The sequence below is a fragment of the Tranquillimonas alkanivorans genome (genome assembly GCF_900115595.1).
GTDB lineage: Bacteria > Pseudomonadota > Alphaproteobacteria > Rhodobacterales > Rhodobacteraceae > Tranquillimonas > Tranquillimonas alkanivorans.
This window is the reverse complement of the sequence record NZ_FOXA01000003.1, coordinates 244,566-263,576: the sequence shown is the minus strand read 5'-3', so window position 1 is coordinate 263,576 and position 19,011 is coordinate 244,566. Positions and strand designations below refer to the sequence as shown.

21 protein-coding genes are annotated in these 19,011 nt (G+C 68.6%); 14 read left to right on the top strand and 7 right to left on the bottom strand.

Annotation, left to right across the window (positions count from 1 at the left end):
* The first annotated feature begins 61 nt into the window (after positions 1 to 61).
* The 11 genes from alr (at position 62) to BM162_RS06420 (ending at position 10,836) form a co-directional block, all read left to right on the top strand.
* Complete coding sequence (gene alr, locus BM162_RS06470; RefSeq protein WP_093419382.1) at positions 62 to 1,108, top strand: alanine racemase; 1,047 nt, start codon at positions 62 to 64, stop codon at positions 1,106 to 1,108.
* Entirely contained in the window at positions 1,105 to 1,878 is a 774-nt protein-coding gene (locus tag BM162_RS06465; RefSeq protein ID WP_093419380.1) for an MlaE family ABC transporter permease, read from the top strand. Before alr ends, BM162_RS06465 begins: the two co-directional genes overlap by 4 nt.
* Entirely contained in the window at positions 1,875 to 2,621 is a 747-nt protein-coding gene (locus BM162_RS06460; RefSeq protein WP_093419377.1) for an ABC transporter ATP-binding protein, read from the top strand. Before BM162_RS06465 ends, BM162_RS06460 begins: the two co-directional genes overlap by 4 nt.
* Before the next feature lie 193 nt (positions 2,622 to 2,814).
* Positions 2,815 to 3,570 (top strand): hypothetical protein, encoded by a 756-nt coding sequence (locus BM162_RS06455; protein WP_093419374.1) that lies wholly within the window; start codon positions 2,815 to 2,817, stop codon positions 3,568 to 3,570.
* 47 nt (positions 3,571 to 3,617) lie between these two features.
* Positions 3,618 to 4,982 (top strand): DNA repair protein RadA, encoded by a 1,365-nt coding sequence (radA, locus tag BM162_RS06450; RefSeq protein ID WP_093419506.1) that lies wholly within the window; start codon positions 3,618 to 3,620, stop codon positions 4,980 to 4,982.
* Positions 4,983 to 5,000: 18 nt separating this feature from the next.
* Positions 5,001 to 5,555: a CvpA family protein gene (locus BM162_RS06445; RefSeq protein WP_093419372.1), complete on the top strand. Its 555-nt coding sequence runs from the start codon at positions 5,001 to 5,003 to the stop codon at positions 5,553 to 5,555.
* A 118-nt stretch (positions 5,556 to 5,673) separates the two neighbouring features.
* A complete protein-coding gene (gene purF / locus BM162_RS06440; protein WP_093419369.1) occupies positions 5,674 to 7,140 on the top strand; it encodes an amidophosphoribosyltransferase in 1,467 nt (488 codons plus the stop codon).
* 52 nt (positions 7,141 to 7,192) lie between these two features.
* Positions 7,193 to 7,837 (top strand): SDR family NAD(P)-dependent oxidoreductase, encoded by a 645-nt coding sequence (locus BM162_RS06435; protein WP_093419367.1) that lies wholly within the window; start codon positions 7,193 to 7,195, stop codon positions 7,835 to 7,837.
* Positions 7,838 to 8,103: 266 nt separating this feature from the next.
* A complete protein-coding gene (gene surE, locus BM162_RS06430) occupies positions 8,104 to 8,886 on the top strand; it encodes a 5'/3'-nucleotidase SurE (RefSeq protein WP_093419364.1) in 783 nt (260 codons plus the stop codon).
* The gene (locus BM162_RS06425; RefSeq protein WP_093419362.1) at positions 8,883 to 9,524 is read left to right on the top strand and encodes a protein-L-isoaspartate(D-aspartate) O-methyltransferase; all 642 of its coding nucleotides are present in this window, start codon (positions 8,883 to 8,885) and stop codon (positions 9,522 to 9,524) included. Before surE ends, BM162_RS06425 begins: the two co-directional genes overlap by 4 nt.
* A gap of 67 nt (positions 9,525 to 9,591) precedes the next feature.
* Positions 9,592 to 10,836, top strand: a complete 1,245-nt coding sequence (locus tag BM162_RS06420; RefSeq protein ID WP_093419359.1) for a LysM peptidoglycan-binding domain-containing M23 family metallopeptidase — start codon at positions 9,592 to 9,594, stop codon at positions 10,834 to 10,836.
* A gap of 76 nt (positions 10,837 to 10,912) precedes the next feature.
* Here the strand turns inward: BM162_RS06420 and BM162_RS06415 are convergent, their stop codons facing one another.
* Genes BM162_RS06415 through BM162_RS06400 form a run of 4 tightly spaced genes read right to left on the bottom strand, consistent with a single transcriptional unit; the run spans position 10,913 to position 13,437 of the window.
* Positions 10,913 to 11,737, bottom strand: coding sequence for an ATP-binding protein (locus BM162_RS06415; RefSeq protein WP_093419503.1), 825 nt, complete (start codon positions 11,735 to 11,737; stop codon positions 10,913 to 10,915).
* 11 nt (positions 11,738 to 11,748) lie between these two features.
* Complete coding sequence (gene tatC / locus BM162_RS06410; protein ID WP_093419357.1) at positions 11,749 to 12,636, bottom strand: twin-arginine translocase subunit TatC; 888 nt, start codon at positions 12,634 to 12,636, stop codon at positions 11,749 to 11,751.
* Positions 12,633 to 13,130 carry a Sec-independent protein translocase protein TatB gene (tatB, locus tag BM162_RS06405; protein WP_093419353.1) on the bottom strand — a complete coding sequence of 166 codons (498 nt, stop codon included), beginning with the start codon at positions 13,128 to 13,130 and terminating at the stop codon, positions 12,633 to 12,635. The genes tatC and tatB overlap by 4 nt, the downstream gene beginning before the upstream one ends.
* 22 nt (positions 13,131 to 13,152) lie before the next feature.
* Positions 13,153 to 13,437 carry a twin-arginine translocase TatA/TatE family subunit gene (locus BM162_RS06400; protein ID WP_093419350.1) on the bottom strand — a complete coding sequence of 95 codons (285 nt, stop codon included), beginning with the start codon at positions 13,435 to 13,437 and terminating at the stop codon, positions 13,153 to 13,155.
* Between the two features lie 234 nt (positions 13,438 to 13,671).
* Between BM162_RS06400 and BM162_RS06395 the strand changes: the two genes are divergently transcribed.
* Positions 13,672 to 14,352, top strand: a complete 681-nt coding sequence (locus tag BM162_RS06395) for a helix-turn-helix transcriptional regulator (protein WP_093419347.1) — start codon at positions 13,672 to 13,674, stop codon at positions 14,350 to 14,352.
* A 7-nt stretch (positions 14,353 to 14,359) separates the two neighbouring features.
* Here the strand turns inward: BM162_RS06395 and BM162_RS06390 are convergent, their stop codons facing one another.
* The 3 genes from BM162_RS06390 to BM162_RS06380 form a co-directional block, all read right to left on the bottom strand.
* Positions 14,360 to 15,442, bottom strand: a complete 1,083-nt coding sequence (locus BM162_RS06390; RefSeq protein ID WP_093419345.1) for an ABC transporter ATP-binding protein — start codon at positions 15,440 to 15,442, stop codon at positions 14,360 to 14,362.
* Positions 15,443 to 15,533: 91 nt separating this feature from the next.
* Positions 15,534 to 16,619, bottom strand: a complete 1,086-nt coding sequence (locus BM162_RS06385; RefSeq protein ID WP_093419342.1) for an AbrB family transcriptional regulator — start codon at positions 16,617 to 16,619, stop codon at positions 15,534 to 15,536.
* A gap of 103 nt (positions 16,620 to 16,722) precedes the next feature.
* Positions 16,723 to 17,172 carry a nucleoside deaminase gene (locus BM162_RS06380; RefSeq protein ID WP_093419340.1) on the bottom strand — a complete coding sequence of 150 codons (450 nt, stop codon included), beginning with the start codon at positions 17,170 to 17,172 and terminating at the stop codon, positions 16,723 to 16,725.
* A gap of 134 nt (positions 17,173 to 17,306) precedes the next feature.
* On the opposite strand from BM162_RS06380, the gene BM162_RS06375 reads away from it, so the two are divergent.
* Complete coding sequence (locus BM162_RS06375) at positions 17,307 to 18,080, top strand: pseudouridine synthase (protein WP_093419501.1); 774 nt, start codon at positions 17,307 to 17,309, stop codon at positions 18,078 to 18,080.
* A gap of 65 nt (positions 18,081 to 18,145) precedes the next feature.
* Positions 18,146 to 18,970: a TerC family protein gene (locus BM162_RS06370; protein ID WP_093419337.1), complete on the top strand. Its 825-nt coding sequence runs from the start codon at positions 18,146 to 18,148 to the stop codon at positions 18,968 to 18,970.
* Positions 18,971 to 19,011 lie beyond the last annotated feature (41 nt).

Below are 19,011 nucleotides of genomic sequence, written 5' to 3'. Positions count from 1 at the left end.
CCTGCCGCACCCCGCGCGCGCCCTCTTGCGTGCATCGCCGTGCTTCGCCACAACGCGGGCCATGGGCACCGCGACACTCCACATCGATCTCGACGCGCTCGTCGCCAACTGGCGCGCGCTTGACGCCATGTCCGCCGATACGGTGGAAACCGGGGCGGTCGTCAAAGCCGACGGTTATGGGCTGGGCGCGGGCCGCGTGGCCCGCGCGCTCTATCACGCCGGCGCGCGGCGCTTCTTCATCGCCGTGGCCGAGGAAGCCGCGGCCCTGCGCGAGGCGATGGGCCCGGATCCGCAGATCCTGGTGATGGGCGGGCACATGCCCGGCGACACCGACATGATCAACGATCTGCACCTGGTGCCGATGCTCAATTCGATCGAGCAGATGACCCGCCACTTCGAGGCGCTGCCGGGCCACCCGTTCGGCATCCAGCTCGACTCGGGCATGAACCGCCTGGGGCTGGAGCCCGCCGAGTGGGAGGCCGCCAAGCCCATCGCGATGGCGCAGGGCCCCGAGTTGATCATGAGCCACCTCGCCTGCGCCGACGAGCCCGAGAGCGAGATGAACGCCCGGCAGCTCAGGACTTTCCTCGAGATGACCGAGGGGCTCGACGTGCCCCGCTCGCTCGCTGCGACGGGCGGTATCCTGATGGGCCCGGAGTACCACTTCGAGGTGACGCGCCCCGGCATCGGCCTTTACGGCGGCCTGCCCTTCGCCGACGCGATGCCGGTGGTGAAACTGTCGGTCCCGGTGATCCAGGTGCGCGACGTCGCACCGGGCGAACCGGTGGGATACGGCTGCACCTGGACGGCCGACGAACCGACGCGCGTCGCCACGCTGTCGGCGGGCTACGGCGATGGCGTGATCCGGCTGATGGGCAACACGGCCGTCGCCTTCGCCGACGACGTGCCCTGCCCGCTGGTCGGCCGCGTGTCGATGGACCTGATCACCGTCGACATCACTCACCTGCCAACCGCGCCCACGCACCTGGACCTTCTGAGCGAGTACCAGAGCGTCGACGACCTGGCCGGCGCCGCCGAAACCATCGGCTATGAAATCCTCACCGCTCTCGGCGGCTCGCGCTATCGCCGCAGGTACGCCGGCAGATGACATTCCTGGCCGCCCTTGGCCGCGCCCTGCTGACGCTGCTGTCCCAGATCGGGCGGGCGACGATTTTCGCGTTCGAGACGCTGAGCCACATGGTCCGGCCGCCCTTCTACGTGAAGGAGTTCGGCCACGCGGTTCTGACCATCGGATACTTCTCGCTGCCCGTGGTCGGCCTGACCGCCGTTTTCACCGGCGGTGCGCTGGCGCTTCAGATCTACTCGGGAGGCGCGCGTTTCTCGGCCGAGGCCGTGGTGCCCCAGATCGTGGCCATCGGCATGGTGCGCGAACTGGGCCCGGTTCTCGTGGGCCTGATGATCGCGGCGCGCGTCACCTCCTCGATCGCCGCCGAGATCGCGACGATGAAGGTGACCGAGCAGATCGACGCGCTGGTCACGCTGTCGACGCACCCGGCCAAGTACCTGACGGTGCCGCGCGTGCTGGCCGCGCTGATCGTGGTGCCCGCGCTGGTCGGCATCGGCGACATCATCGGCATCCTCGGCGGCTTCGTGGTGGGAACCGAGCAGCTAGGCTTCAATCCCGGCACTTACCTCAAGAACACCGCCGATTTCCTCGAGGCCGCGGACATCTGGTCGTCGCTGGCGAAGGGCGCGGTCTTCGGCTTCCTCGCCGCGCTCATGGGCTGCTATTTCGGCATGAATTCGGGCCGAGGCGCACAAGGCGTGGGCCGAGCCACCAAGTCCTCGGTTGAGGCTGCGGCGGTGCTGATCCTGGCCGCGAACTTCCTTCTCACGGCGCTGTTCTTCTCGGCATGATCGAGCTTCGCGACGTCCACAAGGCCTTCGGGTCCAAGCAGGTGCTGCGCGGGGTCGACCTGTTCGTGCCCAAGGGCGAGAGCATGGTCGTCATCGGTGGCTCGGGCACGGGCAAGTCGGTGCTGATCAAGTGCATCCTGGGCCTCGTTCAGCCGGATCGCGGGACCATCCTCGTCGACGGGCAGTACGTGACGCAAGCCGACCGCGACGCTTTCCTGGCACGCTTCGGGATGCTGTTCCAAGGCGCCGCGCTCTTCGACTCGCTCACCGTCTGGCAGAACGTCGCCTTCCGCCTGCTGCGCGGCTCGCTCAAGCGGCCCAAGCCCGAAGCGCGCGAGGTCGCGATCGAGAAGCTGCGCCGCGTGGGACTGACGCCCGAGGTCGCGGACCTTTACCCGGCCGAGTTGTCCGGGGGGATGCAGAAGCGCGTGGGGCTGGCGCGCGCCATCGCCGCCGAGCCCGAGATCATCTTCTTCGATGAGCCGACCACGGGTCTCGACCCGATCATGTCGGGCGTGATCAACGACCTCATCCGCGAGATCGTGACCGAGATGGGCGCGACCGCCATCACCATCACGCACGACATGTCCAGCGTGCGTGCCATCGCCGACGACGTGGCGATGCTGCACGGTGGCAAGGTTCGCTGGGCGGGCCCCGTCGGGCAGATGGACGAAAGCGGCGATCCCTACCTCGATCAGTTCGTGCATGGCCGCGCCGACGGCCCGATCGAGGCGGTGCGCTAGCCCGGCGACTGTTGCCTGGGCTGCGCAGTCGCCGCATCCGGCGTACGCCCCTTGCGAAAAATCTGGACGCACGCCGCACCGAGTCGCACAATCGACACATCGGGCAGCCCTCCAACTTTGGGAGGAACCAAAAGATCAAGAAGCATTTATTGCCTAAGAGATTATTTGCCGACGCATCGGCGGAGGGGAAGACATGTCGCATTATGTTCGTCGTCTCGGGACGGCCGGCGCCATTCAGGCGCAATGGTTGGCAAGCGTATTGATCGGAGCCGCGGCGGTGGCCGCGGTGGGGGCCTGTATCGCCGCCGCTCTGGGGTACCTCCCTTGGCTCACACTGCCCCTGACCTTTGGTGATACCACTTACGAGGAAGCCGGCCGCTTCGTTCAGATCGGCATCGCGACGCTGCTGGTCGCGCTGGCCTCGGCCCTGCCCTCCGGCTTCCGGGTGCTCAGCCTCGAACGAAGCCATCGCGACTTCTCCATCTGCATGAGCGACGTGGCCGAAGCCTATCGTATCTGCCACGCCGCCGACCGCGCGGGTGCCTTCACCCTCAGCCACGAGTTCGACGCGGTGCGCGAGCGCATCCGCTTCATGCGCGACCATCCGGATCTGCGCAGCCTCGAGCCGCGGATCCTCGAGGCAGCGGCGCAGATGAGCACCGTAAGCCACGAGATGGCCGAGACCTACTCGGACGAGAACATCGAGCGCGCGCGCGGTTTCCTGCGCCAGCGACAGGACGAGATCGAGGATTTCCGCGACCGGATCGTCGAGGCGACGTCCCAGTGCCACGAACTGCGCCGCTGGCTCGAGCAGGTCGAGCTTGAGGAAAGCATCATGGAAAGCCAGCTCACCCAGCTCGAGGAACAGCTGGGCGAGACGCTCGAGAAGCTGGGCTTCGTGCGTGAGCGCGGGAACGTCGTGCCGATGTCCGCCACCGCCGCCGAGTGACCGCCGCGCCGCTTGCCCCGGCCCTGCGGCTGGGGCAGAAGGCGGGCATGGCGAAAAAGCTGAATTTCATCTGCCAGTCCTGCGGCGCGGTGCATCCCCGCTGGTCGGGCCGGTGCGACGGGTGCGGCGCGTGGAACTCCATCGTCGAAGAGGCGCCCCTTTCTGCCGGCCCAGCGAAGAAGACGCTGGGCGCACAGCGCGGCAGCCCGGTTGCCCTCACCGACCTGTCGACGGAAGAAGCGCCGCCGCCGCGCACCACCAGCCGGATCGACGAACTCGACCGCGTTCTGGGCGGCGGACTTGTGCCCGGCTCGGCCATCCTGGTGGGCGGCGATCCCGGCATCGGCAAGTCCACGCTGCTGCTGCAAGCGGCGGCGAGCTTCGCCAAGGCCGGGTTGAACAGCGTCTACGTCTCGGGCGAGGAAGCCTCGGCCCAGGTGCGCATGCGTGCCCAGCGACTGGGGCTGGGCGACGCGCCGGTGCGCCTGGCGGCCGAGACGAACCTGCGCGACATCCTGACCATGCTCGACACCGAGCGGCCGGACCTCGCCATCATCGACTCGGTCCAGACGATGTGGGCCGACAACGTCGACAGCTCCCCCGGCTCGGTCAGCCAGGTGCGCGCCGCCGCGCACGAGCTGACGACCTTCGCCAAGAAGCGCGGGACCTCGGTCATCCTCGTGGGCCACGTCACCAAGGAAGGCCAGATTGCCGGGCCGCGCGTGGTCGAGCACATGGTCGACACCGTGCTGTACTTCGAGGGCGAGCGCGGCCACCAGTTCCGCATCCTGCGCGCGGTCAAGAACCGCTTCGGCCCCGCCGACGAGATCGGCGTGTTCGAAATGACGGGCGGCGGGCTGGCAGAAGTCGGCAATCCCTCGGCCCTATTCCTGTCGGACCGCGAGACGCCGGCGCCGGGCTCGGTCGTCTTCGCCGGGATCGAGGGCACGCGCCCGGTCCTGTGCGAGTTCCAGGCGCTGGTCTCACCCACCCCGCATTCCCAGCCCCGGCGCAGCACCGTCGGCTGGGACGGGGGGCGGCTGGCGATGATCCTCGCCGTGCTCGAGGCGCGTTGCGGCATCCCCTTCACGGGGCTCGACGTCTATCTCAACGTCGCGGGTGGCCTCCGCATCGGAGAGCCGGCGGCCGACCTGGCCGTGGCCGCCGCGCTTCTGTCGGCGCGCGAGGACACGGCGCTTCCGCCACAATCGGTCGTTTTCGGCGAGATCTCTCTTTCCGGAGCCCTGCGGCCCGTGGGACAAACGGAAAACAGGTTGAAAGAGGCGCAGAAACTTGGTTTCTCGTCCGCGATCGCGCCTGCACGCAGCAAGATCGGGGACCGCGCCGAACTGGACGTGCGGCAATATGCCGACCTGGCGGCCGTCGTGGGCGAGCTGTTCGGGGCGGGCTGACAAGGGGATACCTCATCCATGGAAGGTTTTACCGTCATCGACGGCGTGGTGGCCGGGGTCATCGTGCTATCGGCGATCCTCGCCTATTCTCGCGGCCTCGTGCGCGAGGCGCTGTCCATCGCCGGGTGGGTCGCGGCGGCGATCGTGGCCTTCGTCTTCGCTCCCGCGGCCCGGCCGCTGATGGGCGAGATCCCGGTCATCGGCCCGCGCCTGTCGGAAAGCTGCGAGTTGTCGATCATCGCCTCGTTCGCGGTGGTCTTCGCCATCGCGCTGGTGATCGTGTCGATCTTCACGCCGCTGTTCTCGTCGGCGGTGCGAAAATCGGCGCTTGGCGGCATCGACCAGGGGCTGGGCTTCCTGTTCGGCGTGGCGCGCGGCGTCCTGCTCGTCCTGATCGCCTTCCTGATCTACGACCGCGTAGTGACGACCGAGGCGATCGCCATGGTCGACAACAGCCGCTCGGCAGTCATCTTCGGCCGCACGCAGGCCAGCATCGACGAACAATTGCCCGAGGATGCGCCCGGCTGGATCGTCCAGCGCTACGAGCAACTTGTCGGGAACTGCATCGAGTGAGGCACCCCGGCCCTTGCATGGCGGGCTTGCGGTGCCAGATGTGAAGCTCTCGTGACACGGCGGCGAAACGCCCGTATGTAGCCGCCGACTGGCTCCCGAGGATTTGGAGACACACGCGATGCGCGCCCTGCCCCCTGCCCACCCGTTCGACGACGACAAGCTCAAGGAAGAGTGCGGCGTCTTCGGCGTCACCGGCGTAACCGACGCCGCGAACTTCGTCGCGCTCGGCATGCACGCCCTGCAGCACCGCGGTCAGGAGGCCGGCGGCATCGTCAGCCACGATCCCGCCCACGGCTTCAACTCGGCCCGCCGCTTCGGCTATGTCCGCGACAACTTCACCAAGGCATCGTTGATGGAGACGCTGCCGGGGTCGCTGTCGATCGGCCACGTGCGCTATTCCACGGCCGGGTCGAAGGGCAATACGCAGATCCGCGACGTGCAGCCGTTCTTCGGCGAGTTCTCGGCCGGCGGCGCGGCCATCGCGCACAACGGCAACATCACCAATGCCGAGGCGCTGCGCCGCGAGCTGATCGAGCGCGGCTCGATCTTCCAAAGCTCGTCCGACAGCGAGTGCATCATCCACCTCATGGCCCGCTCGCTTCAGCGGCAGGTGCCCGAGCGGATGAAGGACGCGCTGCGCCGGGTCGAGGGCGCGTTCTCGATCGTCGCGATGACCCGCACCAAGCTGATCGGCGTGCGCGACCCGCTAGGCGTGCGCCCGCTGGTCCTGGGCCGCATCGGCGAGGACGGCTGGGCGCTGTCGTCCGAGACCTGCGCGCTCGACATCATCGGCGCCGAATTCGTGCGCGAGATCGAGCCGGGCGAGATGGTCGTCATCGAGAACGGCGAAGTGGCGAGCCACCGACCCTTCCAGCCGGCCCGCCCGCGTTTCTGTATCTTCGAACACGTCTATTTCTCTCGCCCCGACTCGATCCTCGGCGGCCGCTCGGTCTATGAAACGCGCCGTCAGATCGGCGTGGAACTGGCGCGCGAGGCCCCGGTCGACGCCGACATCGTGTGCCCGGTGCCCGACAGCGGCACCCCGGCGGCCATCGGCTACAGCCAGGAGAGCGGAATTCCCTATGCCATGGGGATCATCCGCAACCAGTACATGGGCCGGACCTTCATCGAACCGACCGAGCAGATCCGGAACATGGGCGTGCGGCTCAAGCTCAACGTCAATCGCGCGCTGATCCGCGGCAAGCGGGTGATCCTGGTGGACGACAGCGTGGTGCGCGGCACCACCAGCCGGAAGATCAAGGAGATGATCCTGGACGCCGGCGCGAAGGAGGTTCACTTCCGCATCGCCTCGCCCCCCACCTCGTGGCCGTGCTTCTACGGCGTGGACACCCCGCAGCGCGAGAAGCTGCTGGCCGCCACGATGACCGAGGACGAGATGTGTTCGCATCTGGGGGTCGACTCGCTGCGGTTCATCACGCTCGACGGGCTCTACCGCGCCGTGGGCGAGGCGAACGGCCGCGACCCCCATGCGCCGCAGTATTGCGACGCCTGTTTCTCGGGCGAATACCCGGTCGAGCCGGCGGACCAGATTGAAAAGGGCTTCGCGCTGAAAGCGGCCGAATAGCCGCATCTTCCCGCGCTTGACTGTCGCCGCCGCCCGGCGCAAGAGGCCGCCCATGACCAAGATCGCCCTCATCACCGGCGCGTCGCGCGGCCTCGGGGCCGCGCTGGCAGAAGCGCTCGCCCCCGACTACCACATCCTCGCCGTCGCCCGGACCACCGGCGCGCTCGAGGAACTCGACGACCGCATCCAGGCCAAGGGCGGCAGCGCCACGCTCGCGCCGATGGACATCACGAACCGGGACGCGATGGCGCATATGTGCCGCTCGACCTATGACCGGTGGGGGCATGTCGACCTGTGGCTGCACACGGCCATTCACGCCGCGCCGCTGGCACCCGCCGGGCATATCGCGGCGAAGGACTGGCAGAAGTCGGTTGAGATCAATGCCACCGCCACCGCCGGCCTGATCCAGATGGTCGAGCCGCTGTTGAACGCGGCTCCGTCGGGCCGTGCGGTGTTCTTCGACGACCCGCGCGCGGGGCAGAAGTTCTTCGGAAGCTACGGGGCGACGAAGGCCGCGCAGATGGCGTTGGTGCGCTCTTGGGCGGCCGAGACAGTCTCGACCGGCCCCGGCGTCTGCATTCTGACGCCCGAGCCCATGCCCACCGCCACCCGCGCCCGCTTCTTCCCGGGCGAGAAGCGCGAAGCGCTTTCTGACATCCATGCCGAGGCGAAGCGGCTTCTGGCCGAGCTGGGCTGAGCGCCGGTCGGGAGCGGCTTGCCCGTCCGGGTGCCGAAGCTGCTTGCGTGCGCCCCAGCCGCCAGCCGCCGCTTCGTGATCGCGCTGAGACGCCCCGCCCGCTTCGCTGAAGCCTGCTTCCGCCTTATTGCGATACCCCGCCTCGGTTGCACAGCCTCCATCTTCCGAAGCGCCCGCAAGCCACACCCGCGCACCTCGCCCCCTCCATCGCCTTGCCGCTTCCGCCCCTCTGCCCTAGGAAGAACGGCAACAGAGGGGCTTTCATCGTGCGCATTCTCATCACCAACGACGACGGCATAAATGCGCCGGGCCTGAAGGTGCTCGAGCGCATCGCACACGACATCGCGGGCGACGGAGGCGAGGTCTGGACCGTCGCCCCGGCCTTCGAGCAATCGGGTGTCGCGCACGCCACCTCGCACGCGCATCCGACGATGATCGTGGAACTCGCCGAACGGCGCTACGCCGCCGAGGGCTCGCCTTCGGACTGCGTGCTGGCCGGGGTCCACGATATCCTACCGGACAAGCCCGACCTGATCCTGTCGGGCGTGAACCGGGGCAACAACTCGGCCGAGAACGCGGTCTACTCCGGCACGCTGGGTGCGGCCATCGAGGGGGCGTTGCAGGGCCTGCCCTCCATCGCGCTCAGCCAGTATATCGGGCCCGAGAACATCCACCTCGACGACCGGTTCGAGGCGGCGGCGCAGCACGGCGCGGACGTCGTGCGAAAGCTGCTCGAGCATGGCGCCTGGGACGAGGCGGATTACCGCCTGTTCTACAACGTCAACTTCCCGCCGGTGCGCGGGGCCGACGTGCGCGGTTTGCGGGTCACCTCGCAAGGGTTCCGGCAGGCCGGGGCGCACGGGGTCGAGCCCTACATCGCGCCGAACGGACGCCGCTTCATCTGGATCAAGGGCAGCTCGCAGCAGACCGACACGGGCGAAGGCACCGACGCGCAGGCCAATATCGACGGCTACATCTCGATCACGCCGATGCGCGCCGACTTCACCGCGCACGAGGTGATCGAGGATCTGAGGACGCGGCTCGAATGACGTTCGACGCGGAACGCAAGATGCAATTCCTCTTCGCGCTGCGCTCGAAGGGCGTCACCGACGCCCGCGTGCTCGGCGCGATGGAGAAGATCGACCGCGGCGCTTTCGTCCGCGGCATCTTCGCCGAGCGCGCATACGAGGACATGCCCCTGCCCATCGCCTGCGGCCAGACGATCAGCCAGCCGTCGGTCGTGGCGCTGATGACGCAGGCCCTCAACGTGCAGCCGCGCGACAAGGTGCTCGAGATCGGGACCGGCTCGGGCTATCAGGCGGCGGTGCTCAGCCACCTTGCCCGCCGGGTCTATACCGTCGACCGGCACCGGCGGCTGGTGCGCGAGGCGGGGCAGCTGTTCGAGCAGATGGGGCTGACGAACGTCACCGCCTTCCCCGCCGACGGCAGCCGAGGCTTGCCCGAGCAGGCGCCCTTCGACCGCATTCTCGTGACGGCAGCGGCCGAGGACCCGCCCGGTCCGCTCTTGGCCGAACTCAGGGTTGGCGGTATCATGGTGCTGCCGGTGGGCCAGTCCGACGCCGTGCAGAGGCTGATCAAGGTCACGCGGCACGAGGACGGCTTCGAATACGAAGAGCTGCGTCCGGTCCGCTTCGTGCCCCTGCTCGAGGGGATGGCGCGCGACTGAGCCGGCGGCAGGCAGGCTGACGAAAGCGAGCGCACGCAGAGGCGCCGGGAACGAGAGGACGAGCAGGATGGCGGCACAGGCGGCTCTCAGACGCATTCTTATGGCCGGGGGCGCGGCGCTCGCGCTGACGGCCTGCGACCGCGACGGCTTCGACCTCGACCTCAGGGACGAGTTCGGACCGGCGCCCTTCGACACCACCGACGCCGTGCGCAGGAACTTCTCGGCCCGGCCTGCGCCCGACGCGCGCGGCGTGCTGTCGTACCCGAATTACCAGGTGGCCGTCGCGCAGCGCGGCGATACCGTGTCGGACGTGGCCCGCCGCGTCGGCCTTCCGCCCGAGGATCTCGCCGCCTATAACGGCCTGCCCCGTGGCAAGGGGCTACGTCGTGGCGAGATCATCGCCCTGCCCCGCCGCGTTGCCGAACCCTCGCCCGCCACCGGCTCGCCGACGGTCGGCCCGATCGTGCCGGCCGCGCAGGCGCAGGATGCCAGGCGGCGGGTTGCCGCGGCCGCGCCGTCGTCCGAACGGATCGACGTGCAGACGCTGGCCAGCGACGCCATCTCGCGGGCGGACGGAACGACGGACCCGGCCGCGGCGCCCGAACCGATTGCGCCGCCGCAGGTGGCCACGGGCGAAGAACCGCGCCGCCACAAGGTCGCGCGCGGCGAGACGGTCTATTCCATCTCGCGCCGCTACGACGTGCCGGTCCAGACGCTGGCCGAGTGGAACGGGCTCGGCCCCGACCGCGCGCTGCGCGAGGGGCAGTACCTGCTGATCCCTGTCGCCGAACCCGCGCCCACGCCGCGCCCCGCCGCCGTCACCCGCCCCGGGCAAGGCAGCGAGACGCCCACTCCGCCCTCGGCCGCGGAGCCGCTGCCGGACGACGCGTCTGCCACGCCCGGCCCTTCCGAGGATACGCCCAGCTCGCCGAACCTTGCCTCCGAGCGGACCGAGGCGAGCGATGCGCGCATGAGCTACCCGGTACAGGGTTCGATCATCCGCGCCTACGACAAGGGCCGCAACGACGGCATCGACATCGCCGCTCCGGCCGGGACGCCGGTGCGCGCCGCCGATGCCGGCACCGTCGCCGCGATCACCCGCGACACCGACCAGATCCCCATCGTGGTGCTGCGGCACGCCGACAACCTGCTGACGGTCTATGCCGGCGTCGACAACCTCGCGGTTAACAAGGGCGACCGCGTCTCGCGCGGGGCCGAGATAGCCCGCATCCGCGCCGGGGAGCCGAGCTTTCTACACTTCGAGGTGCGCGAAGGCTTCGACAGCGTCGATCCGGTGCCGTACCTGGAGTGACGGGCGTTGAGCGCGATTCTTCACCGAAAAATCGCGCGCTTGGGCTTCGCACCCGGAGAACCAGAAGCGCGGCCGCTCAGATCGCGACGCCGCGCCGTCCCGCGAGATCGGTGAAGTACTGCCATGCCACGCGGCCCGAGCGTGCGCCGCGGGTGGCCTGCCACTCGATGGCTTCGGCGCGCAGCGTGTCCTCGTCGACCTCGACCCCGTAGGCGTCGCAGTAGCCGCGGATCATCGCGAGGTACTCGTCCTGCGTGCAGGGGTGGAACCCGAGCCACAGGCCGAAGCGGTCCGAAAGCGAGACCTTCTCCTCGGTGGCCTCGGACGGAGAGATGGACGAGGACCGCTCGTTCTCGATCATGTCGCGAGGCATCAGGTGGCGGCGGTTCGACGTGGCGTAAAACACCACGTTGTCCGGCCGCCCCTCGATCCCCCCGTCCAGCACCGCCTTGAGCGACTTGTAGTGCTGGTCGTCGTGGCTGAAGGACAGGTCGTCGCAGAACAGCACGAAGCGCTGGCGGGACTGCCGCAGCAGCGTCAGCAGCCGGCCCACCGAGGGCAGATCCTCGCGTTGGAGCTCCACGATCTTCAGCCCCAGCCCCTCGGCCAGCACGGCGGCATGGACCGACTTCACGAGGCTCGACTTGCCCATGCCCCGCGCGCCCCAGAGCAGCGCGTTGTTGGCCGGCAGGCCGCGGGCGAACTGGCGCGTGTTCTCCAGCAGGATGTCACGGGCCCGGTTCACACCCACCAGCAGCGAGACGTCGACGCGGTTCACCCGCTCGACCGGCACCAGCCGGTCGGGCGAGACGTGCCAGACGAAGGCGTCCGCCACGTCGAAATCCGGCGCGGCCAGCGGCGCAGGAGCCATCCGCTCCAGCGCCGCCGCGATGCGTTCCATGGGATCGGTCTTCACGGGCGCGGCTCCGGCTCGTCGTCGTCTTCCTCGATGTCACCCCAGAGGTCCTCGTCCTCGCCAAGGATGCCCTGTGCGCGCAGTTCCTCGACCTTCTTGCGCTCGACACGGCGGACCAGCTGGATCGAGATCTCGTACAGGCCGTAGACCACCACGAACAGGATCACCTGCGTGATCACGTCCGGCGGGGTCACCAGCGCCGCGAGCACAAGGATCGCCACGACCGCGTATTTGCGCACGTTGCCCAGCCCGCGCGAGGTCACGAGCCCCGCCTTGCCCATCAGCGTCAGCAGGACCGGAAGCTGGAAGCACAGTCCGAAGGCCACGATGAACTTCACGGTGAGGTTCAGGTATTCCTGCGCCGAGCCCTGGAAGACCACCGACAGCCCCTGCCGCACCTCTTCGCCGACAATGGCTTCGCCCTGGCTGCCGAATTGCTGGAAGCCGAGGAAGAAGTCATAGGCAAGCGGCGTGACGACGTAGAAGGCGAAGGACGCGCCCAGCAGGAACATGAAGGGCGACGCCACGAGGAAGGGCAGGAACGCCCCCTTCTCGGACTTGTAGAGCCCCGGCGCAACGAAGCGCCACATCTGCAGCCCGATATACGGGAAGGCCAGGATGAACCCGCCCAGAAGCGAGATCTTGATGGCGACGAAGAAGCCTTCCTGCGGGCTGATGAAGATCAGGTCGCAGTTCTGGCCCAGGTCCGAAAGCTCGGAACACAGCGGTGCGGTCAGGAAGTTGAAGATGGGCGTGGCGACCGTGAAGCAGATCACCATGCCCACGACGAAGGCCGCGACCGAATGGATAAGTCGCGTGCGCAACTCGGCCAGGTGCTCAATCAGCGGGGCCGAGCTATCTTCGATCTCGTCTGTGGGACTCATGCGTCACCCTTGGGCGGGTTGTCCTTGGGCGCGGCCGAAGACGCCTGCATCTCGCGCGGGGCGTCCGCCTCGGCCTTCGCCGCTTCGGCCTTGGCCGCCTCGGCAGCCTGCCGGTCGGTCGCCGCCTTCGCGGTGGATTCGCGGATCTTGCGCGCCGCCTCGGCCCGTTCGGCCGACAGCTTCGCCGTCTCGGGGCCGACCGTGCGCTCGGGCTGGCCGGGTTCCCATTTGTCGAACTTGTCCGCGGCGTCCTTGAGCTTGTCGAGCCCCATCTGCCGGGGCGAGGTGGCGGACTTGAGGTCCTTGGCCACGTCCTTCACCCCCGACTGGTCGGCGGCGTCGTCCATGGCGCGCTGGAATTCGCGCGCCATGCCCTTCACCTTGGCGGTGAAGCGGCCCAGCGTGCGGAACATCACGGGCAGGTCCTTGGGTCCCACCACGATCAGCGCCACGACCCCGATGACCAGAAGCTCGGTCCAGCCGATGTCCAACATGGGACGGGCCCCTTTCCGGCGCTCAGGCCTTGTGCTTCTCGGCGTCCACCTTCGCGTCGGCCTTCACGGCGTCGTCGTGGGCCGGCGGCGTCACGTCGCCGTGTTCGGGCAGCGAGGCGGTGCGCGCGTTTTGCGAGCTGTCCGAGCTGTCCTCGATTTCCTTGGTGCCTTCGCTCACGCCGCGCTTGAACGCGGTGATGCCCTTGCCGACCTCGCCCATCAGCGACGAGATCTTGCCGCGTCCGAACAGCACCAGGACGACGACGGCGATCAGCAGGAGGCCGGGCAGGCCGATATTGTTGAGCATGGGGTGTCTCCCTTGTCTCGGGCGCCGGTCCGCGGCGTCCGCATCGCAATTCGATGAACCCCGTATCTATTGGATGAAACGGCGCCGCGAAAGCGGCAAAGCGTGGATTTCCCGCCGGTTTTGCGAGGTTGTGAGAATTGCCGCGACACCAGCCTGTCAGCTGCAAGGATATTGTCAGGAGCGCCCGCCGGCGTCCATCCTGCGCGCGCCGAATCACCCTGCCTTGGAGCCCACTTGCACCGCACCGACCGCCTGTACGAATTGATCCAGATCCTGCGCGACGGGCGGCTGCACCGCGCCCACGAGATGGCGCGCAAGCTGGGCGTGAGCCTGCGCACGATCTACCGGGACATGGAGACGTTGATGGCCTCGGGCGTGCCGGTGCAGGGCTCGCGCGGGATGGGCTATCGCATGACCGCGCCGATCACCCTTCCCCCGCTGAACCTGACCCTCGCCGAGCTCGAGGCGCTGCAACTCGGCCTGATGGTCGTGGCCGAGGCGGGCGACGACGAACAGACGGCGGCGGCGCACGCCCTGTCGGACAAGATCGACGCGGTTCTGCCCGAGGATCGGTCGGCGATGCCGCGTGAGCTGGGGCTGGCCGTCTATCCCTTCGCCGAGGCCGCGCACGGCTTCCGGCACATGCCTGCGATCCGTGCCGCCATCCGCGCCCGCCAGAAGCTGCGGGTCAGCTATTCCGACACGGATGGGACGGACAGCCAGCGCACGATCCGCCCCCTCAAGCTCGACTACTGGGGCCGGGTCTGGACGGTGACGGCCTGGAGCGAGACGGACGCCGATTTCCGGGTCCTGCGCGCCGACCGCATCGGCGAGCTGAGGGTCCTGCCCGAGCTGTTCGTCGAGGAGCGGGGAAAGACGCTGATGGACTATCTCGAACGCGGGCGCGGCAGCTGAGACGGCCTCAGCGCTTGGCCGGGAACACGAAGCAACGATCGCGGCGGATCATCAGCCACAAGGGCGTGCCGGGCTTGGGCAGGAACACCGACGGGACCGTCGCGCTCATCGCCGTGCCGTCATAGTCCAGCCGGAACTCCACCAAGCTTTCCTTGCCGATGAAGCGCGACCGCTCGACCACCGCGCGCGCGGGTGTGCCATCCACCGAGGTCGGATTGGGTCCCCGCCCGTTCCGGTCGAAATCGATGCGCACGTGCTGCGGGCGGATCACGATCTCGACCTCGGTGCCGTCGGGCACGCCGGGCGCGAGGAACTGGCCGAACGCCGTCTCGGTCAGCGCGCCGCGCACCGTGCCGCGGATGACGTTGATGTCGCTGAAGAAGGCCGCCGCCTCTTTGTCGACGGGGGCGTTGAAGACGTTATAGGGCGCACCCTGCTGCACGATATGGCCGGCCCGCATCAGCGCGATCTCGTCTGCCATGCGCATCGCCTCTTCCGGCTCGTGCGTGACCAGCAGAACGGCCGTGCCCTCTTCCTTCAGGATCGACAGCGTTTCGTCCCGGATCCCGTCGCGCAGGCGGTTGTCGAGGCCCGAGAACGGCTCGTCCATCAGCATGATCTTGGGCCGCGGGGCCAGCGCGCGCGCCAGCGCCACGCGCTGCTGCTCGCCCCCCGACAGCTCGTGCGGGAAGGAGTCGATGAAGCGCAGGAGGTCGACGCGTTCCAGAAGTTCGCACACGCGCGCCCGCTTCCTGGCCTTCGGGCCCTTCAGGCCGAAGGCCACGTTGTCGGCCACGCTGAGGTGCGGAAACAGGGCGAAGTCCTGGAACATCAGGCCAATCGACCGCCCCTCGGGCGGCACACGAGTGACGGTGTCGCAGACTAGCCGGCCGTCGACCCAGATCTCGCCCGAGTCCTGCATCTCGACCCCGGCGATCATGCGCAGCGTCGTGGACTTGCCGCAGCCCGACGGCCCCAGCAGGCAGGTCACCTGCCCCACCTCGACACTCAGCGACACGTGGTCGACCACCACGCGCCCGCCGAACGACCGCGTCAGGTCCTTGATCTCGAGCCTGGGGATATGCGCCACGCCTGCCTCGCCCGTTTCCCGACGGAAAGCGTCGGGCGTCGGGGCGAATACCAGCCGGCCGGGCTTGCCGCAACCCGCCGCTGACGCGGGCTCAGGACGCGCGCGGCCGCATCAGCCGGCCCACGACGCTCATCTCGAGCACCGTCAGCGCGATCCGGGCCAGGTGGTGAAAGGTCACGAAGGCCGGGTTCACCGCCAGCGACAGCGCGATCAGGCCCATCTCGGTCACGCCGCCGGGCGCGTAGCTGATGAACAGCACCTCCATGTTCTCGCCGGTCGCCGCCCACAGGATCAGCGCCAGCATGCCGCCGATGGCCAGCATCGCCCCCACCGTCGCCAGCGCGAGGCCCAGCGCCCGCGACAGCAGCCGGCGCGTGACGCCCGCGAAGCGCGCACCGAGGCTCGCCCCGATGACCACCTGCGCCACCTCGAGCACCGGGCCCGGCACGTCGAGCGTCGCGAGCCCGCTGCCCACGACGACGGCGGCAACGACCAGCGGTCCCGTGAGCTGTCCGGCCGGGATCTTCAGCCCGCGCCCCAGCAGCAGCCCGCCCGCGCAGATCGCCAGGAACAGCGGCACCGAGCCGAAACCGGCATCCGCATGCGACAGCGACATGCCGCCCGCGCTGCCCACGGCCTCGCCATGCCACAGCGACAGGCCGGTCGGGACCAGCGTGACCACGAGGATGATGCGCAGGAAATGCTGCAGCGTCAGAAGACGAACGTCCGCGCCCGCCTCTTCGCCCAGGGCAATGCTTTCCATCAGCCCGCCGGGCGTGCCGCAATAGAAGGCCGTGGCCCGGTCGTAGCCACCGAAGTGGCGGAAGATGGCGTAGTTCGCGCCGTGCGCGGCCCCGACGAAGAGCACCACGCCCGCGAGGCTCGGCACCATCTGCGGGATGCGCGAGACGAAGGCGGGGTCGACCTGCGCCCCGATCAGCGTGCCAATGGCGGCGATGAAGGCGAAGCGCAGGTAGGGCGGAAAGCGGTAATCGGCCGGAAGCGCGCCGGGAGCGAAGGCGACGAGCAATGCGCTCGTGGACAGGCTGCCCAGCATGTAGGGCAGCGGCAGCCCCGAAATGTCGGCGAGCCCGCCGCCCAGCGCGCCCAGCGAAAGCAGCAGCACGGTAGCGAGCACGTTCCGGCGGTCGAACGCCGGGCGGGAGAATCTGATCATGGCGAACGGCTTAGCCCCGTTTGACGCGGGCTTCCAGCGCCTCCGGCCCGGCGCAACTTTCTTCTGAAGAAAGTTGCCAAGACCTTGCAGGAAGGTCCTGGCCTCAGCGGCGGGCCGCGAAGAAATCCTTCAGCAGGTCCGCGGCGTCATCGGACGCGATGCCGTCGTAGACCTCGGGCACGTGGTGCGCCTGCGGGTGGCTGAAGATTCGCGGCCCCTGCGCCACCCCGCCAGATTTCGGATCCGCCGCCCCGTAATAGAGCCGCGCGATCCGCGCCGCCGAGATCACCGCAGCGCAGGCCGGGCAAGGCTCGAGCGTCACGTAAAGGTCGCAGCCCGTCAGCCGCTCGCTTCCCGTCCGCGCGCAGGCGGTGCGGATCGCCAGCATCTCGGCGTGCGCGGTGGGATCGTTGAGCTCGCGCGTGCGGTTGCCCGCCCGCGCCAGCACCTCGCCCGCAGGCGAGACCACCACCGCGCCCACCGGCACCTCGCCACGGGCGGCGGCGGCGCGGGCCTCGTCTAGCGCGAGGTGCATGTGGCTGCGGAAGATCATGGCCCTGATTGCCCCGTGGCGCGCGCCTGCTCAAGGGGCGCGTGGGCCGCGGAGGGCGGGCCGTGAGTATTTTCAGCAAGAGGAAGCCCCATTGCCGCTGTTCCCGGGCGAGCACGCGCGGTATGGGTCGCGGCATGAGCCAGACCCCTCCTCCCGGCGAGCGTATCGCCAAGGTTCTCGCCCGCGCCGGCGTCGCCAGCCGGCGCGAGGCCGAACGCATGATCGAGGCCGGACGCGTTTCGGTGAACGGCAAGACCATTGCCTCCCCCGCGCTGAACGTGACGGAGAAGGACCGCATCACCGTCGACGGCAAGGAGGTCGGCGAGGCCGAGGCGCCGCGGCTGTGGCTTTATCACAAGCCCGCAGGCCTGGTCACGACCGCGCGCGACGAGAAGGGGCGCGAGACGGTCTTCGACAAGCTGCCCGAGGGGATGCCGCGGGTGATGAGCGTCGGGCGGCTCGACATCAACTCCGAGGGCCTTTTGCTGCTGACCAACGACGGCGGCATCAAGCGCAAGCTGGAACTGCCGGCGACCGGCTGGCTGCGCAAGTACCGCGTGCGGGTGAAGGGTGCGCCGAAGGATGCCGATTTCGAGCCTCTGCGCCGGGGCCTGACGCTCGAGGGGGAGCGGTTCCAGCCGATGACGGTCACGCTCGACCGGCAGCAGGGGGCGAACGCCTGGCTCACGGTCGCCATCCGCGAGGGCAAGAACCGCGAGATCCGGCGCGCGATGGAGGCGATCGAGCTGCCCGTGAACCGCCTGCTGCGCGTGAGCTACGGGCCGTTCCGGCTGGGTGATCTGAAGCCCGGGGCGGTCGAGGAGGTCAAGCCGCGCGTGCTGCGCGACCAGTTGGGCCTGAAGGAGACGCCGCAGAAGCCCGAGCGCAAGGTTCGCCGCCGCCGCTGAAACCTTGCCGCCGGGCCGGGGTTCTGCATCATGCAACCCATTGACCGGGCAAGGAGAGCGGCGAGATGACGGACCTTCTGACGCTGGAGAACGCGGGCAACCTGCTGATGCTGCTCTTCCTGCAGGCGGTGCTGGGCTTCGACAACCTTCTATACATCTCGATCGAAAGCCAGCGCGCCCCGGTCGCGCAGCAGAAGGCGGTGCGCTTCTGGGGCATCATCATCGCCGTGATCCTGCGGGTCGTGCTGCTGTTCGTGATGGTCGAGCTGATCGAGGCGCTGTCCGAGCCGTTCTTCGTGCTCGACTGGACCGGCGTGATCGAGGGCGGCGTGAACTTCGCCACCTGCGTCTTCATCATCGGCGGCATCTTCATCATGTACACGGCGGTGAAGGAGATCGCCCACATGCTGTCGGTCGAGCATCTGGACGCCGACGTGGACAACAAGTCGGGCAAGTCGGCGTGGGGCGTGATCGCGCTGATCGTTACGATGAACCTGATCTTCTCGTTCGATTCGGTGCTGTCGGCGCTGGCGATCACCGACGTCTTCGTGGTGCTGGCCATCGCCATCATCGCCTCGGGCGTGGTCATGCTGTTTCTTGCCGAGACGGTCACGCTGTTTCTCGAGAAGAACCGGATGTACGAGGTGCTGGGCATGTTCATCCTGCTGATCGTGGGTGTCGTGCTTCTGGGCGAGGCCGGGCCGGCCGCGGCGCACGCGATGCACGACGAGAGCCTGCAGATCCGCGTCTTCGGCTATGACCTGATCCCGATGTCGAAGACCACGTTCTACTTCTCGGTCATCGTGCTGTTCGCGGTCGAGATCATCCAGTCGCGCTATAGTCGGAGGCTCGCTGCTGAGCGCCGGGCCGAGCGAATTCGCCGGTCCTAGCTGGCAACCGGGCGCGGCAGTTCCTAGGTTGAGCGCACGTC

Bases quoted from the DNA above. Each gene is read 5' to 3' on its own strand.
- alr (WP_093419382.1), top strand. From the start codon at position 62: ATGGGCACCGCGACACTCCACATCGATCTCGACGCGCTCGTCGCCAAC.
- BM162_RS06465 (WP_093419380.1), top strand. From the start codon at position 1,105: ATGACATTCCTGGCCGCCCTTGGCCGCGCCCTGCTGACGCTGCTGTCC.
- BM162_RS06460 (WP_093419377.1), top strand. From the start codon at position 1,875: ATGATCGAGCTTCGCGACGTCCACAAGGCCTTCGGGTCCAAGCAGGTG.
- BM162_RS06455 (WP_093419374.1), top strand. From the start codon at position 2,815: ATGTCGCATTATGTTCGTCGTCTCGGGACGGCCGGCGCCATTCAGGCG.
- radA (WP_093419506.1), top strand. From the start codon at position 3,618: ATGGCGAAAAAGCTGAATTTCATCTGCCAGTCCTGCGGCGCGGTGCAT.
- BM162_RS06445 (WP_093419372.1), top strand. From the start codon at position 5,001: ATGGAAGGTTTTACCGTCATCGACGGCGTGGTGGCCGGGGTCATCGTG.
- purF (WP_093419369.1), top strand. From the start codon at position 5,674: ATGCGCGCCCTGCCCCCTGCCCACCCGTTCGACGACGACAAGCTCAAG.
- BM162_RS06435 (WP_093419367.1), top strand. From the start codon at position 7,193: ATGACCAAGATCGCCCTCATCACCGGCGCGTCGCGCGGCCTCGGGGCC.
- BM162_RS06425 (WP_093419362.1), top strand. From the start codon at position 8,883: ATGACGTTCGACGCGGAACGCAAGATGCAATTCCTCTTCGCGCTGCGC.
- BM162_RS06420 (WP_093419359.1), top strand. From the start codon at position 9,592: ATGGCGGCACAGGCGGCTCTCAGACGCATTCTTATGGCCGGGGGCGCG.
- BM162_RS06415 (WP_093419503.1), bottom strand. From the start codon at position 11,737: ATGGAACGCATCGCGGCGGCGCTGGAGCGGATGGCTCCTGCGCCGCTG.
- tatC (WP_093419357.1), bottom strand. From the start codon at position 12,636: ATGAGTCCCACAGACGAGATCGAAGATAGCTCGGCCCCGCTGATTGAG.
- tatB (WP_093419353.1), bottom strand. From the start codon at position 13,130: ATGTTGGACATCGGCTGGACCGAGCTTCTGGTCATCGGGGTCGTGGCG.
- BM162_RS06400 (WP_093419350.1), bottom strand. From the start codon at position 13,437: ATGCTCAACAATATCGGCCTGCCCGGCCTCCTGCTGATCGCCGTCGTC.
- BM162_RS06385 (WP_093419342.1), bottom strand. From the start codon at position 16,619: ATGATCAGATTCTCCCGCCCGGCGTTCGACCGCCGGAACGTGCTCGCT.
- BM162_RS06380 (WP_093419340.1), bottom strand. From the start codon at position 17,172: ATGATCTTCCGCAGCCACATGCACCTCGCGCTAGACGAGGCCCGCGCC.
- BM162_RS06375 (WP_093419501.1), top strand. From the start codon at position 17,307: ATGAGCCAGACCCCTCCTCCCGGCGAGCGTATCGCCAAGGTTCTCGCC.
- BM162_RS06370 (WP_093419337.1), top strand. From the start codon at position 18,146: ATGACGGACCTTCTGACGCTGGAGAACGCGGGCAACCTGCTGATGCTG.